The organism is Motilimonas thetidivivens (assembly GCF_046452435.1).
Taxonomy (GTDB): domain Bacteria; phylum Pseudomonadota; class Gammaproteobacteria; order Enterobacterales; family CBDFNC01; genus Motilimonas.
Map to the genome: position 1 here is coordinate 85,763 of NZ_JBKFDK010000011.1, position 14,617 is coordinate 100,379.

At 45.2% G+C, this 14,617-nt stretch carries 14 protein-coding genes; 9 read left to right on the plus strand and 5 right to left on the minus strand.

From position 1 onward, the window contains the following. The first annotated feature begins 83 nt into the window (after window positions 1-83). The 4 genes from ACK8OT_RS10270 (at window position 84) to ACK8OT_RS10285 (ending at window position 3,299) form a co-directional block, all read left to right on the plus strand. Window positions 84-740, plus strand: a complete 657-nt coding sequence (locus tag ACK8OT_RS10270; RefSeq protein ID WP_410196422.1) for a hypothetical protein — start codon at window positions 84-86, stop codon at window positions 738-740. 61 nt (window positions 741-801) lie between these two features. After that, the gene (locus ACK8OT_RS10275; protein ID WP_410196423.1) at window positions 802-2,139 is read left to right on the plus strand and encodes an O-antigen ligase family protein; all 1,338 of its coding nucleotides are present in this window, start codon (window positions 802-804) and stop codon (window positions 2,137-2,139) included. A gap of 227 nt (window positions 2,140-2,366) precedes the next feature. After that, the gene (gene zur / locus ACK8OT_RS10280; RefSeq protein ID WP_410196424.1) at window positions 2,367-2,825 is read left to right on the plus strand and encodes a zinc uptake transcriptional repressor Zur; all 459 of its coding nucleotides are present in this window, start codon (window positions 2,367-2,369) and stop codon (window positions 2,823-2,825) included. Window positions 2,826-2,837: 12 nt separating this feature from the next. Next, window positions 2,838-3,299 (plus strand): chemotaxis protein CheX, encoded by a 462-nt coding sequence (locus ACK8OT_RS10285; protein WP_410196425.1) that lies wholly within the window; start codon window positions 2,838-2,840, stop codon window positions 3,297-3,299. 119 nt (window positions 3,300-3,418) lie between these two features. Here ACK8OT_RS10285 and ACK8OT_RS10290 read toward each other — a convergent pair whose 3' ends face one another. The 3 genes from ACK8OT_RS10290 to dnaB all read right to left on the minus strand — a co-directional run bounded on the left by ACK8OT_RS10290 (window position 3,419) and on the right by dnaB (window position 6,754). Then, window positions 3,419-4,021, minus strand: coding sequence for a peroxiredoxin C (locus tag ACK8OT_RS10290; protein WP_410196426.1), 603 nt, complete (start codon window positions 4,019-4,021; stop codon window positions 3,419-3,421). Between the two features lie 180 nt (window positions 4,022-4,201). Next, window positions 4,202-5,281: an alanine racemase gene (gene alr / locus ACK8OT_RS10295; protein ID WP_410196427.1), complete on the minus strand. Its 1,080-nt coding sequence runs from the start codon at window positions 5,279-5,281 to the stop codon at window positions 4,202-4,204. Between the two features lie 48 nt (window positions 5,282-5,329). Next, entirely contained in the window at window positions 5,330-6,754 is a 1,425-nt protein-coding gene (gene dnaB / locus ACK8OT_RS10300; RefSeq protein ID WP_410196471.1) for a replicative DNA helicase, read from the minus strand. A 287-nt stretch (window positions 6,755-7,041) separates the two neighbouring features. On the opposite strand from dnaB, the gene ACK8OT_RS10305 reads away from it, so the two are divergent. From ACK8OT_RS10305 to ilvN, 5 genes are all read left to right on the plus strand, one after another. Further along, window positions 7,042-7,935: a LysR substrate-binding domain-containing protein gene (locus ACK8OT_RS10305; RefSeq protein WP_410196428.1), complete on the plus strand. Its 894-nt coding sequence runs from the start codon at window positions 7,042-7,044 to the stop codon at window positions 7,933-7,935. A gap of 66 nt (window positions 7,936-8,001) precedes the next feature. Beyond that, window positions 8,002-8,562 carry a GNAT family N-acetyltransferase gene (locus ACK8OT_RS10310; protein WP_410196429.1) on the plus strand — a complete coding sequence of 187 codons (561 nt, stop codon included), beginning with the start codon at window positions 8,002-8,004 and terminating at the stop codon, window positions 8,560-8,562. A gap of 99 nt (window positions 8,563-8,661) precedes the next feature. Then, window positions 8,662-9,327, plus strand: a complete 666-nt coding sequence (locus ACK8OT_RS10315) for a hypothetical protein (protein ID WP_410196430.1) — start codon at window positions 8,662-8,664, stop codon at window positions 9,325-9,327. Window positions 9,328-9,735: 408 nt separating this feature from the next. Beyond that, window positions 9,736-11,406 carry a biosynthetic-type acetolactate synthase large subunit gene (gene ilvB / locus ACK8OT_RS10320; protein WP_410196431.1) on the plus strand — a complete coding sequence of 557 codons (1,671 nt, stop codon included), beginning with the start codon at window positions 9,736-9,738 and terminating at the stop codon, window positions 11,404-11,406. Next, window positions 11,403-11,690, plus strand: coding sequence for an acetolactate synthase small subunit (gene ilvN, locus ACK8OT_RS10325; protein ID WP_410196432.1), 288 nt, complete (start codon window positions 11,403-11,405; stop codon window positions 11,688-11,690). Before ilvB ends, ilvN begins: the two co-directional genes overlap by 4 nt. 67 nt (window positions 11,691-11,757) lie before the next feature. On the opposite strand, the gene ACK8OT_RS10330 is transcribed toward ilvN, so the two are convergent. Then, entirely contained in the window at window positions 11,758-13,344 is a 1,587-nt protein-coding gene (locus tag ACK8OT_RS10330) for an ArnT family glycosyltransferase (RefSeq protein ID WP_410196433.1), read from the minus strand. A gap of 98 nt (window positions 13,345-13,442) precedes the next feature. Continuing rightward, window positions 13,443-14,606, minus strand: coding sequence for a chromate efflux transporter (chrA, locus tag ACK8OT_RS10335; protein ID WP_410196434.1), 1,164 nt, complete (start codon window positions 14,604-14,606; stop codon window positions 13,443-13,445). Window positions 14,607-14,617 lie beyond the last annotated feature (11 nt).

A 14,617-nucleotide genomic window follows, 5' to 3' on the forward strand; every position in this document is an offset into this window, starting at 1 on the left:
AATACTTATTCTGTCTTGAGTTATTTAGCGGTAGCCCCTAAAATCGGCTTGATTTTTTAATTTAACCCTACAGGGAAGTAGCAATGAAACTGCCAATCAAACATATCCTGTTAAGTGCTGTTTTACTAACGGGCACGGCTCACGCTAACATCAGCGACGATATGTCTGCAGGTATCAGCCTTAGCGATAGCATCAATAATGCCTTAGCCGCTGGAGAAACCAGCGAAAAGCTGTTTGCTCAAATTGCTCAAACTACCCCTGAGCTACTCGCGCAAAGTTTCAGTGTCATTGCCCTGCAGCCAAACCAAGATGTCAACGCACTGTTGGCTCAGGCGCTTGTTGCTAGCCAATCTCTTGATGCACAAATCCAAGATGACATTCTTGTTGCTGCTGTTGAATTGGTCAAAGATGATGAAGCGCTCCTTTTAACCTTGTTAGAAACCGCGATCAATAATTCGGCCGATGAAGCACAACTCGACATTATTGCCACTACGATCGCCAGTATAGGTGCAACAGAAGAAGCCACATTGGCATTACGTTTAAGCATTGCTAAACGCGCCCTCGAGCTGGAAGTTCCAGAAGACACCCTATTAGCTGGTTATGCTGCATCGGGTGCGGATACAGCAGAGCTTGAAGCAACGGCAGCCGGTGGGCCAAATGTTGCGGCAGGCACCACGCCAACCACTACAGGTAATGGCGGCGGCACTGGTGGTGGCGGTTTGACTGCGTCACCAAACTAATCGTATTCACGCATATTGAAAGGGCGTCTAACGCCCTTTTTTCATTTCTGGATCCCTCGCTATGTCTGCTATGCAAAAAGGTTGTTACTGGGCTTTTTTACTGTTCGTTTTCTACCTGCCCTTGCCTCTTGGCGGTAACCGACCTTGGCTTTGGTCTATCAATGAAATTTGGCTGAGCGCCATCATGCTCACTGCGCTATATTGCTTTCCTTCCCGCCAATGGCAAGCAGCCATATCACGAGTAAAGTGGTTATTGGTACCTCTGGTCTTGTTTGCACTTTGGAGTGCTCTGCAATATTTTGCTGTCAATATATCGAGCTTAAACGGACTTGCTAGCACCGATCCGGCGCAGACTTGGATCCAATTACTTAAAACAATAAGTTATATCTGGTTAGTAATACTCGTAGGCTTATTCATCACCCATCATCAACAGATGACTCATTTAGCCTATATCATGATCTTAAGTGGTGTATTACAAGGCTTCTATGGCGCTTTTCTGGTGCTTGCACAAATCGATCCCACTCCGGTCTTTTCTTTACCGCTAAACAATCGTGCTGCTGGCTCATTCGTTTATCATAACCATTTAGCCAATTTCCTCATGCTTACCCTTTGTCTTGGCTTTGGTCTACTGGTGTCCCAATTGCAACATAGCCAGCATCAAAATATAAAACAGGCCATCGCACAGTTTTTTGCCACCTTCTTAACCACCAAGGCACTAATACGCATGGCCTTAGTCATCATGGTGATCGCCTTGGTACTGACTCGTTCACGCATGGGCAACACCGCTTTTTTCAGTGCCCTCACCTTAGGCTCAGTGTTACTGCTGTTATTTTATAAAAACAAACCGAAAAGCTTGTACATCTTGGTCGCCAGCATTTTTATCATCGACACCGTTATTGTGAGTACTTGGTTTGGCTTAGAAAAGGTAAAAGAACGACTGGTGGCGACCAGTCTTGAGGCCGAGACGCGTGATAATGTGGTTGAATTTGCTTTAACCGCAATCGAACAAAGACCTTGGAGCGGTTATGGCGCGGGTAGTTTTTATTCCGAGTTCCAACGCTTTAATGAGCACGGAATATATTCCTTTTACGACCATGCCCATAATGAGTATATTCAATTTCTATTTGAATCGGGATTTATTGGTACGGGGTTATTAGGGCTAGCCATTTTGATTGCCTTTGTGGTTGCTTTGCGCCAGTTTATCAAGCGCGAAGATCCCTTAGTTAAAGGCGTCGCATTAGCTTGTGTGATGGCAATAGTCGGTATGCTCATTCACATTTCGGTGGATTTTCCACTGCAGGCGCCCGCAACCAGTTGCTATTTCTTATTGATCCTATCAATGGCTTTATTGCTTCCATCTATACACCAACGCAAACGGAGAAAACGCTCAATAAATTAACGACTAAGGCATATTGGGTGACAATTTGCGATTAGTCACAAGATCTTGAAAAAATGATGTTGCCATCGTATTTGAGGCAACAACTTACCATTTCAATTCTATACTTAGCAGTGCTGGTATTGATTGTTAATTGAAAACCGACTCAGTTAACGAGTCTCTAAGCTTGTGCTTTATAGATCAAGAAATAATGGTAGTATTTCTCTCTCGCTATTAAATAAACCAATGATATGCCAAATAACGCGATAGACTTACTTCAACGAGCCGAGCAGATTTGCCAACAACGAGCGGTTAGATTTACACCAATACGGCAAAAAGTGTTTAGCATCATGGCCGAACAAAATGGGTCAATTAGTGCTTATTACTTGCTTGATAGATTGCGTGAAACAGAAAAAGGCGCCAAACCGCCCACTATCTATCGCGCCTTAGATTTTTTACTTGAGCAAGGTTTTATCCATAAGATTGAATCGATTAATGCTTATATACTATGCCCACATTTTGGCACACAGCATCCGATGCAATTGTTAATTTGCGACCATTGTGGGGTTGTCATAGAGTTACATGACGAAACCATAGATAAAGCTTTTTCTGTGCAAGCGCAACACCATGGCTTCAGTATTTCAAATACCACCCTTGAAGCTCATGGCATTTGCCAACCATGCCAAGAAAAGCGACAACCTAACTCATAAAAGAACACGTGTATGAATGTAGAATTTGTAAACCCTTTTCTTAGCTCTTTAATGAACGTGTTGCAAACCATGGCACAATTAGAGTTAAAACCAGGAAAGCCAAAATTGAAGCAAGACAATATCGCCCGTGGTGATGTGTCTGGCTTGATAGGCATGGTAAGTTCAGAAGCGAAAGGCTCTTTTTCAATTAGCTTTGAGGAATCCTTAGCCCTAGAAATCATGAAACGTATGCTAGGCGAAGCTCCAGCTACCATAGATAATGAAGTATCAGATATGGTTGGCGAAATAACCAATATGGTTACTGGGGGAGCAAAGCGACTACTCGCAGAAAAAGGCTACGACTTTAATATGGCTACTCCAGTCGTGGTTTCAGGCAAGGCTCACACCATTTCTCACAAATCAGAAGGAAAAAAGGTATTAATGCCTTTTACGACTGAATTTGGTAATGCCACCCTTGAGATCTGCTTTGACTAGCCTCTAGTCAATTATTCAAGCGACTATGATAACCATCTGCTGAAGTAGGTGGTTTAGGTTTGAAAATAAAAAAGCCGCATCTAAGATGCGGCTTTTACTATTTAGATCCAAGATCCTGATTATAGGTCGTCAGTGTGCTCAGAAAGATACTTAGCAACACCTTCTGGAGAAGCTGTCATACCTTCTTTACCTTCTTGCCACTGTGCCGGACAAACTTCACCGTGTTTCTCGTGGAAGTTTAGTGCATCAACCATACGTAGCATTTCGTCGATGTTACGGCCTAGAGGAAGATCGTTAACCACTTGGTGACGAACAACGCCGTTGGTATCGATTAAGAAAGAGCCACGGAAAGCCACGCCAGCTTCTGGGTGCTCAACGTCGTATGCTTTACAGATTTCATGTTTAACATCAGCAACTAGTGGGTATTTAACCGCACCGATACCGCCGTCAGCGATAGCTGTGTTACGCCATGCATTGTGAGAGAATTGTGAATCGATAGAAACACCGATAACTTCAACGCCTTTGTCTTGGAAATCTTGGAAACGCTTGTCGAACGCGATTAGCTCAGACGGACATACAAATGTGAAATCCAGTGGGTAGAAGAAAACAACTGCAGCTTTACCCTTTGTAAACTCTTTGAAGTTAAAGTTATCAACGATTTCACCGTTGCCTAGTACCGCTGCTGCTGTGAAGTCAGGAGCTTCTCTTCCTACTAATACCATCTTTAATTTCCTCTTTGAAAAGTTTGGGTTATCAACTAAATACGGGATAAATAATGGCTCAAGTTGAGGTAATTTGCGAATCGTTTAAAGCAATTAAATCAATCGATAAAAACTATCAATAAAACCAAAAGCAGAGCCACCTACTATTAATACTTAGTTTCATCACGCTGTCAATCATACTCAAGGATGAGAAATAAAACTTAACGGCACCCGCGAAGTTAATTTGGTGACGAGCTCATAGGCAATCGTACCTATCGCTCTCGCAACTTGCTCGACGGGTAATTGCTCCCCCCAAAGGATCACTTCATCACCCACTCTATCCATCGCATCTGGCCCCAAGTCTACGGTCATCATGTCCATAGAAACACGGCCCACCACAGGCACAATTCGACCATTAATATATACGGGCGTGCCAGTGGGGGCATTGCGAGGATAACCATCACCATAACCTATGGCGACTACACCGAGTTTAGTGTCGCGATCTGAGCGCCAAACACCGCCATAACCGACAGGCTCACCAGCACGATGAGTTCGTACCGCTATCAAGCTCGATGTTAAGGTCATCACAGGCACTAACGCATAATCGCTGGCATCACCTTGCTCAAATGGCGACACGCCATACAGCGCGATGCCGGGGCGAATCAGATCACCATGGGCCTTTGGCCACGCCATCACTCCAGCAGAATTGGCCATGGATTTATAACCGATTACACTTTGGGTTAACTGTTCAAATAAGCCAATTTGCGCTGCCGTTTCAGGTCTTTCTGGCTCATCTGCACAACTAAAATGCGTCATCACATTGATCGGCTGCGACACCTGAGCACAAGCTTGCAGGCGAGCCATACTTTGCTCAAACTCTTCTGGATGCACGCCCAAACGATGCATGCCAGTATCAACTTTCAGCCAAACCTTAACTGGACTCTCCAAGCATGCTTGCTCAAGAGCATTAAGCTGTTCAATGTTATGAACCGCTGTTTGAATATTATTAGCCACCAAAATAGGCAAATCACTGGCGTTAAAAAATCCCTCAAGCAGCACAATCGGCTTTACTATCCCGCCCGATCGCAGTGCTAAGGCCTCTTCAATCCTAGCCACGCCAAACGCATCAGCATCAATGGCATGGGCGATGGGCACCAACCCATGACCATAAGCATTCGCTTTAACAACCGCCAACACTTTGGCCTGAGGCGCCATCTGCCTGAGCTGATTTAAATTGTTACGTAATGCATTTAAGTTAATGACTGCGGTAGCCGCTTTCATGCCATATCCCTAGGGCCGTTAGACCTGATATATAAGAAAAAAATGGGGTTAGTACTCATCATCAAATGCAGGGCCAGCATAATTATCAAAACGGGAAAATTGGCCCTGAAACGTTAACCTTACCCTACCAATTGGACCATTACGTTGCTTACCTATAATGATTTCGGCAACGCCTTTTTCCGCGCTGTCTTCGTTATAGACTTCATCACGATAGATAAACATAATTAAGTCGGCGTCTTGCTCGATCGAGCCTGATTCACGTAAATCCGAGTTAATCGGACGTTTATCTGCGCGTTGCTCCAAGCTTCGGTTCAACTGAGATAAAGCAATAACAGGACATTTCAGCTCTTTGGCCAGCGCTTTAAGCGACTTAGATATCTCAGCAATTTCTAAGGTTCGGTTGTCACTTAACGCAGGCACTCTCATTAATTGTAAGTAATCCACCATAATCATCGACACACCGCCATGGTCTTTAGCAATACGGCGGGCACGAGAGCGTAATTCAGTAGGCGTTAACCCAGAGCTATCATCGACAAACATGTTGCACTTTTCTAAAAGCAAACCCATGGTCGAGGACAAGCGCGCCCAGTCATCATCATTTAATTGGCCGGTACGAATACTACCTTGGTTAATCCGCCCCAAAGAGGCCAGCATACGCATCATGATTTGTTCGGACGGCATCTCCAAAGAGAAGATAATCGCCGGCTTATCTTGGGTCATGGCTGCATGTTCAGCTAAGTTCATCGCAAAGGTGGTTTTACCCATCGAAGGGCGCGCCGCAACAATAATCAAATCCGACGGCTGAAAACCTGCCGTCATTTTATCTAAGTCGGCATACCCACTGGAAACACCTGTCACACCATCTTGCGGGTTTTTAAATAGCTCCTCGATCTTATCGACGGTTTTTTCAAGAATACTGTTTATGCCCTGCGGCCCCTCACTTTCATTAGCGCGAGATTCGGCAATTTTAAATACCTTACTCTCGGCAAAATCGAGTAACTCATCACTGCTGCGCCCTTCAGGATCATAACCCGCTTCGGCAATCTCATTGGCGACACCAATGAGTTCACGCACCACCGCGCGCTCACGCACTATATTTGCGTAAGCGGAAATATTGGCAGCACTGGGGGTGTTTTTGGCAATTTCAGCTAAATAAGTAAAGCCCCCCACATCTTCTAATTGCTGATCACGCTCTAGTAATTCAGAAACCGTAATCAAATCGATTGGATCGCCCGCATTAGCCAAGCTTTCCATGGCCTGAAAAATCAAACGATGGGGGCGCGAGTAAAAATCCTTATCGACAACGGCTTCCGCTACCCGATCCCACGCTTGATTGTCTAGCATCACCCCACCTAGCACAGATTGCTCTGCTTCAAACGAATGGGGAGGAACTTTTAGCGAGTTAACTGCATCTTGATCTTTAAAATTCTTAGCAAATTTTTTCTTATCAAATGGAGGACGTGATTGTGACATATTTCGACCGAGCCTAAATTGTGGGGTGCCATTATCTAAAAAAAGCAGTGACATTAAAAGCAATAGCCAATAATCCGTTGCAGCTTGTGGTTTAGCTCAACCCTAGATCATGCACGATTGAGTAAACAAAATTTATTTTAACTACCAAGTGTAATTTACCTTAAATATACCCATTCAGCTTGCGTTCAGTTTCCACCCGCTACAATTCACCTATTCTGGCAAGGACTCGCCACTTTGTCGTGTGACGGAGTACAACTCCCATAGATAGATAAGTGATGAGGCTTGCAATGCAACTACAACTTCGTAATCTAGATTTAAACTTATTAACGCTATTTGTTGCTGTCATGGAGCAACAAAATGTCTCTAAAGCAGCCCGCGTCCTTAACATGTCGCAACCCGCTATGAGCCTAGGGCTTAATCGTTTACGTAAAAAGTTCAACGATGACTTGTTCTATCGTAGTGGCGGTATCATGCAACCGACCGCATTAGCCAAAAGCCTCTACCAACCTATTAATGAAGCGCTGAAAACCATCGGCCAAGCACTGCCTCAAGATGACCTAGCGGCCAGTCAGATCATCCTAAAATTTAACTTGGCAATGCCATCTGCATTAGAGCCTATTTTACTCACCAGTGTGCTTTCGCAACTAAGCCAATCATCGCCAAATGTACGCATCAATAGCCAACAAAAGATGGACATTGATGCTCTAAAATACAACCGGTTAGACTTCATTTTAGATACCCAGCCCTACCAAGGCGAAGATCTATACAGTGAAAAAATCTGCTCTGAGACATTAATTCTGGCATATAGCTGCGTTCACCCTCGGATTAATCATGGGGCAGATTTAGCGACCATCCTCAATGAGAGTTTTGCCGTGGTCGAACCACAGCGTTGTCTAACCAATAAAGACAAGGTTAAAGTCGATTACAAATTGACCTCTTATCAAGCAGCACTATCATTAGCAGCGCAAACTCAAGTGCTAACCCTAGTACCGAAATCAAGCTTAGATAATAGTGATGCCAAACGCCTACTAAACTGGCAACCCAGTCCATTTAGCAAAAAACAATTGGACATTTACCTGACTTGGTTGGCTCAACGTGAACAAGATAAAAGTCATCAATGGCTTAAAGACTGTATCACTGACAGCTTAGCGCCAAACAAATTAAGCGCCATTTCTGCTTAGTGGGGGCTCGGCAATCTTAGTGCAATAATGCTAAGATTGCCGTGGTCATCATCACCAAGCGGACCTATGAAACAAGCACGAACTATCCTCAGCGCAGCCGACTGTTTAATTACACCTCTACAAGTCAGTGATGCCCCTTTAATCCTTGATTATCAAAGGCGCAATAAGGCACACCTTAGCCCTTGGGAGCCGATTCGCAGCCAACAATATTACCAATTGACCACGTGGCAAGCGGTACTCAAAAACAATCAACAGCAATGGCAACAAGGCACCGCCTTTCATTTCGCCGCATTAGATCAGAAAAGCGCTCAGATGATAGCGAGCATTAACTTTACCGGGGTTATTCGGGGCGTGTTTCAAGCTTGCTATTTGGGCTATTCAATCGATCAGCAACACCAAGGCCAAGGCAAAATGCAACTGCTTTGCCAAGCCTGTATTGACTATATATTCCATGAGCAAAACCTACATCGCATCATGGCCGCTCATATGCTAAACAATGACCGAAGTGAGCGCTTATTAACTCGATTGGGATTTGAGTATGAAGGGCTAGCCAAAGATTACTTGAAAATAGCAGGTAGATGGCAAGATCATAAACTGTACGCTTTACGCAATCTTCAGCACAGTTAACAGAACGCTTGCTTGGAGACGGCCGAGATAACGATGGTGATTGTACCGTCATCGGTTTAATGCTAATTTGCCCAAACTTACGTGACACCGGAATCATTCATGTCGAGAAAAAAATCACTTCCAGCGCCTTTACTCATTTTTGCTGGCTTTGTCCTATTACTATTATTTTGCGCCAGTCTACTTGGCGAAAACGCGCGCTCAGAGCAAGTCACCAAAGACTATTTTAATGCCATCGCAGAACTAAAGTTTAACCAAGTTCGCCATTATCTTAGTGAGCAAAGCGAGCAAGACAATCAAGATGTCGCACACCTGTTCGCTCTAGAAGCAGCATTGCAACAGCACTTCAACCTCAACATGGATCAAGCTTACTTAGTCGAAACCCAGCAACAAAGCTATTGGCTGCCTTACCTTACGCCAACCAAAGTCAAGGTTGCGGTCAAATTCAGCCCGATATCCAAAGAACAGACGAAACAGCAAACCGCCTATATCGATGAGTTGGTTGAGCTAGTCCGAGAAGATAACCGCTGGCGCATCAAAACCATCAAGCTACCCGAGCAAATTCAATCCGACTACCTGCGCGCTAAGGCTCAAATCAATCAGCAAACACATATCGAGATCCAAGATCAGCAGATCACGTTAGCAGCGAATATCATAGATACCCAACAGCTAGATCCCTTAACCCAAAAGCTGTGGCTATTCCAACTTAACAACGCCATTACCGCGATAGCCAATGCCACGCCTGTGACAGAAAATGTTAAGCAATAAACCAACTCATAAAAAAACAAGATAAAACTAATAAAATGCAAACAGGCAACCCAATAGTCCTAAGCAAGCAAAGTATTGCAGTATATAGTTTCAAATCAGCGCTATTCGCAGCCAGTTTGAAAGTTAAAAACACTGAAAACAGTGATTATTTATCGTGTTTTAACCGATTTGAAGTTTGCGCCTAGAGACGTCATTTGCTAACTTGAGCTTCATATAACAAGGAACATAATCATGAAACTGGCTATTGCTGCAAACCTAATCAAACAACTACAACACGTCGTCACTGTCGTGGTTGTCGTCGTGGTTAGCTGTTTGCCGTAGCGGGTTTTACCAATTTAAACCCCCTTCGGCGCAAGCCCAAGGGGGTTTTTTTATGCCAAAAGAAATTGATAGCAAGAGAGGCAAGAGATGAAAATTAGCGGTGCACAGCTCGTTATAAAATTACTTGAGCGTCAAGGTATTACGCAAATCGCTGGGCTTCCTGGCGGCGCAGCACTGCCGCTTTACGATGCCTTACCGGGTAGTCAGATACAACATATCTTAACCCGCCACGAACAAGGTGCGGGCTTTATTGCCCAAGGCATGACGCGAGTCACCGGCAAACCCGCCGTGTGTATGAGTAGCTCTGGCCCAGGTGCAACCAACTTAATCACCGCTATCGCTGACGCGCATCTGGATTCGATTCCGATCATTGCCATCACCGCACAAGTGCCTAGTAGCATGCTGGGCACCGATGCGTTTCAAGAAATTGATACTTTTGGCTTGATGGTGCCTATTACTAAACATAACTGGTTGGTACGCTCAGCCGAAGAATTACTCGAAGTGATCCCCGCCGCGTTTCGCATTGCCACTTCGGGTCGCCCAGGTCCCGTTGCTATCGATATTCCTAAAGACGTACAAAACCAAATCATCGAAATTGATGAATTACCTGAGCCAGGCGTTGCCACCCCATTACCACAGCCAACGCTAGCGCAACTGCAACAAATGCAACAAATGATTGCCCAAGCCGAACGTCCTATGTTGATGGTAGGCGCAGGCGTTATCCAATCAGGTAGCAGTGAAGAGTTAGTTGCCTTGGCCGAAAAACTCGGCATTCCTGCGGTTTCCACCTTCCTTGGCTTAAGCGTGTTCCCTCACGGCCATGAACTGCATATGGGCATGCTCGGTATGCACGGTTCAAAAGGCAGTAATATTGCCCTCGAAGAGTGTGATTTATTAATCGGTGCAGGCGTGCGTTTTGACGATCGCGCCACTGGTAAAATCAGCGAATTTTGTCCACAAGCTGCTGTTTTACATATTGAAATTGACCGCAGCGAAATTGGCAAACTAAAAACACCAACGCTGGCGGTGAACGCCGATGTGGGCGCGTGTATTAAGGCCCTGCTGACCAACTGCGAACCACAGCAGCGCATTGAGTGGGTAAGCCGAATCAAATGGTTAAATGAACACCACGGTATTCCACTGCCAACCCAAGACGATCTCAGCAACCCGTATAGCCTGATCAAAACCGTAGCAGAAATTGTCGGTGATAATACCAATGTATCTACAGACGTAGGCCAGCATCAAATGTGGACAGCACAGGTTTATCCGTTTGTGCGCGATCGCCAATGGAGCAGCTCTGGCGGCCTAGGTACTATGGGTTACGGCCTGCCTGCAGCCATTGGTGCAGCCTTAGCCGATCCTGAGCGCTTGTCTCTATGTATCAGCGGTGATGGCAGCATCATGATGAACATACAAGAGTTTGACACCGCCGTTGAGCACAATCTTAACGTTAAAGTTGTGGTTATTAACAATGCCCGCCTTGGCCTAGTACGCCAACAGCAGGAATTGTTTTACAACGAAAACTACTCTGCGGTTAATAACCAGCGCACCGCAGACTTCGCCCTCATGGCCCAAGCCATGGGTGCCAGCGGCTTTGATTTAGGCAAGGCAACCGATGCCAAAGCCATGTTAATTGAAGCATTAAATACCCCGGGTCCAGTACTCATAAACGTGCCAATCTCAGAACAAGAAATGGTATTTCCTATGGTGCCACCGGGCGCAGCCAACAAAGACTTAATTGAGGAGCGTAACGCATGAGTGATTTTAGCCAATGTGCCATCTTAGAGCTTAAAGTAAATAACCACCCCGGCGTAATGTCTCATGTGTGTGGCCTGTTTGCGCGTCGCGCGTTTAACGTGGAAGGTATCTTGTGTATGCCGATGCAAGACAAACAGCACAGTAAAATTTGGTTGTTGGTAGGCAAAGATCAACGCCTTGATCAAATTACCCAACAAACATTGAAACTGGAAGATGTGCTAGAAATCGCCGAACACCCTTCCAGCCATCCAGTGTTTAGTAAGATGATCGCTTGTGTTGAATAACACTCACGCCAAGACAGCAGCGCTGATGCGCTGTTGTCAAAAGTAAATACTGACTAAAACAGAATAATTAACGCTTGTTTTCAGCCAGATATGAAACCAATTGCGCATTTTCAATAATCAACAAACGACGCCCTCGATATGGCGTTTCATAATGTGCGATACCTTGAAGCGCTTGATCGACTTTTTTCTTAACCAAGATGGTATATCCCTTAGTGCTCGTCACATACTGCTCTAGCTCGGCGTCAGAGCGCACCTCAACCAATGGGTAAGTCAGCTTGCCAGCAAAGGCAAAGGTATTATGGTATTTCCCCATATAGGCCACTTGCTCACCTTGCTGTTGTAATTGTGAGATAATTTTCGACTCTCTTGTCACATCATACAGGTTATGAAGGATAGGTGAGACAGAGCCTACGGCCGCTGACAAACTAACCAACACCGCGACCAAGTTTAATGCTAGCCTATGATGAGAGAAACACTGCCTGATACTCACTAAGACTAGCATTATCACAGGGACTATCAGCCAAAGCCAATTCACTTCAAGCACATCCGCACGCTTAAACACACTACCAACCCACCAAGGCGCACTCAACATAGTGGCACAAATCAAGGCAATAAAGCCAACCACAACGGGTTCACGCTCAAACAGATCGATCTCAAGCTTAGCACTTAACCACACAGCCAATACCGGCAGCATGGGCAATAAGTAATGCGGTTGCTTGCCACTAAAGCAGCTAAACACAAACAAAACCAAAGCAATGAAGGATAAGCACAATTTATCGCTACGATCAGTCAGCTGCCAAGGCTTACTGCGCCAAAAACCCGACAAGAAAAACCAAGGAAACAACATGGCAGGTAACAACAGTACATACCAATAAAACGGACGAGCATGAGCAAATGAATCTTTAACACGCCCAACCGATTGCCCCCAAAAAATAGCGCGCGCATATTCATCACCACCACTGATGGCGGCAGGCACAGCCCACGCAGCAATGACCACGAGAGCAATGGCAAACATGGAACTAGCCGCAATAACGACTTCACGTAAACGTAACTGAGATTCACTGCGCCAAAAAATGGAACAAATGGTAAAGGAAACAAAAAAAACCAGAATCACAGGTCCCTTAGTCAATAAGGCTAAACCTAATGCTCCCCCGCCAAACCATACCCAACGCTTTTGTTGAGTACGCAAAAAATACAATTGAGCTAACAATACACCTTGGCAAAAGACAGTCAGAATCAGATCAAACATAATCATGCCGGAGTAGAGAAACCAAATGACGAAGCTAAGTAATATTAACGGTGAGATGGCAGATGCTATTTTGCTTTCTGGGTAAATAGCCTGTGCTAACTTACGCACAAGAATGAGGTTCAACATAACAAAAACGGGAACAACCAAGCGAGAAACCCACTCTCCGGTGCCGAATAAGCTCCAAATTAAGCCATGCAGCCAAAACAGCAGCGGCGGTTTATGAGAATATGTTTCCCCATTAATATGCGGGACTAACCATTCGCCATTTGACCACATCTCCCATGCAACAGAAATGTATCTCGTTTCATCAAGTGGCAAAATAGGACGGGAAATAATTCCCGCTACCACAATGACGATATTAACCACTAAAGCCAATATCAAATAATCACGACTTACTTGCTTCAAACTACTCACTCAATTAGGCAGCTATCTTTAAATTGCTGTTGGTCAAAATCACGCGCATCAATATTCGGCTGGTCCATAGTTAACGCTTTGTTTGTTTATTAAACTAGACCAAAAAACTGATACCCTATGCCACTCCACAACAGCGCCAATAATACTAACCATAGCACTTTAAGCTTAATGATCCGCAGTAAAAACAAACCTATCATTACCCCTACCATATCAATAGGTCCCTGCACAGCGCTAGTAAATACAGGCTGATACAAGGCTGCTAGCAATAGCCCCACCACAGCAGCATTAATGCCCGCACTGGCACTGGCAAACCAAGGTTTAAGAGAGAGTTGCTGCCAGCTTTGTAAAAACGCCAGCACCAACAACAAGCCGGGTAAAAAGATCGCTAAAGTGGCCAGTAACGCGCCCCAAAATGGCGAAAGTTCTAAATACGCACCCAAAAATGCAGCCAAGCTAAACATAGGCCCCGGCACAGCTTGCGCGACGGCATAGCCAAATAAAAAGGTATCTTGGCTCACTTGCCCTTGCAGGCCTTGTTCAAGTAATGGCAACACCACATGACCGCCGCCAAACACTAAACTGCCCGCTTGATAAAAATCGTTAAACAGGGCCCAACTACTGCCAAACTGAGCCAGCCACGGCAGGGCCAAAAATAACACGAGAAACAGCCCTAACGGCCAAACTCTGATCTTCATAGCACCACTGTCGCCCGCATTAGTCAGCGCTGTTTTGTGCCATATTAAACATACTGCCCCCGCCACGATAAATACAGCAAACTGGGTTAAGACACCGGGTAACAGTAACAAAGCTGCGGCACTGAACACCGCCATCGCAGTTAGCAAACGCGTCTGACAAAAGCTGCGATACATATTAAGCACCGCATCCACCACCACCACCACGGCAAGCAGTTTTAAGCCATGAATAACGGCTTGTAGCCAATCAGGCTGTTGCCCTTGGCTATATAGCGCTAAGCCAAATAACAATAGAAAGGAAGGTAAGGTAAAACCCAAAAAAGCGGCTATGCCGCCTGCCAATCCCGCCCGTTTTAGGCCAAGGGCAAAGCCCACTTGACTTGAGCCCGGCCCCGGCAACATCTGACTGAGCGCCACCAGCCCTTGATAATCTTGGTCACTCAACCATTTTTTTTCATCCACAAAGGCCTTTTTAAAATAACCTATGTGCGCAGCGGGGCCGCCGAAAGAGTGCAGCCCAAGTAAGAAAAAGGAAGTAAAGATCTCGATAACAGCTTTCATTTTTACCACAA

What these genes read in the sequence shown, in the direction of transcription:
- dnaB (WP_410196471.1), bottom strand. Translation starts at nt 6,754, where the DNA reads ATGTCACAATCACGTCCTCCATTTGATAAGAAAAAATTTGCTAAGAAT.
- chrA (WP_410196434.1), bottom strand. Translation starts at nt 14,606, where the DNA reads ATGAAAGCTGTTATCGAGATCTTTACTTCCTTTTTCTTACTTGGGCTG.
- ACK8OT_RS10290 (WP_410196426.1), bottom strand. Translation starts at nt 4,021, where the DNA reads ATGGTATTAGTAGGAAGAGAAGCTCCTGACTTCACAGCAGCAGCGGTA.
- ACK8OT_RS10275 (WP_410196423.1), top strand. Translation starts at nt 802, where the DNA reads ATGTCTGCTATGCAAAAAGGTTGTTACTGGGCTTTTTTACTGTTCGTT.
- ACK8OT_RS10310 (WP_410196429.1), top strand. Translation starts at nt 8,002, where the DNA reads ATGAAACAAGCACGAACTATCCTCAGCGCAGCCGACTGTTTAATTACA.
- ACK8OT_RS10315 (WP_410196430.1), top strand. Translation starts at nt 8,662, where the DNA reads ATGTCGAGAAAAAAATCACTTCCAGCGCCTTTACTCATTTTTGCTGGC.
- ACK8OT_RS10285 (WP_410196425.1), top strand. Translation starts at nt 2,838, where the DNA reads ATGAATGTAGAATTTGTAAACCCTTTTCTTAGCTCTTTAATGAACGTG.
- ilvB (WP_410196431.1), top strand. Translation starts at nt 9,736, where the DNA reads ATGAAAATTAGCGGTGCACAGCTCGTTATAAAATTACTTGAGCGTCAA.
- ACK8OT_RS10305 (WP_410196428.1), top strand. Translation starts at nt 7,042, where the DNA reads ATGCAACTACAACTTCGTAATCTAGATTTAAACTTATTAACGCTATTT.
- zur (WP_410196424.1), top strand. Translation starts at nt 2,367, where the DNA reads ATGCCAAATAACGCGATAGACTTACTTCAACGAGCCGAGCAGATTTGC.
- ilvN (WP_410196432.1), top strand. Translation starts at nt 11,403, where the DNA reads ATGAGTGATTTTAGCCAATGTGCCATCTTAGAGCTTAAAGTAAATAAC.
- ACK8OT_RS10270 (WP_410196422.1), top strand. Translation starts at nt 84, where the DNA reads ATGAAACTGCCAATCAAACATATCCTGTTAAGTGCTGTTTTACTAACG.
- alr (WP_410196427.1), bottom strand. Translation starts at nt 5,281, where the DNA reads ATGAAAGCGGCTACCGCAGTCATTAACTTAAATGCATTACGTAACAAT.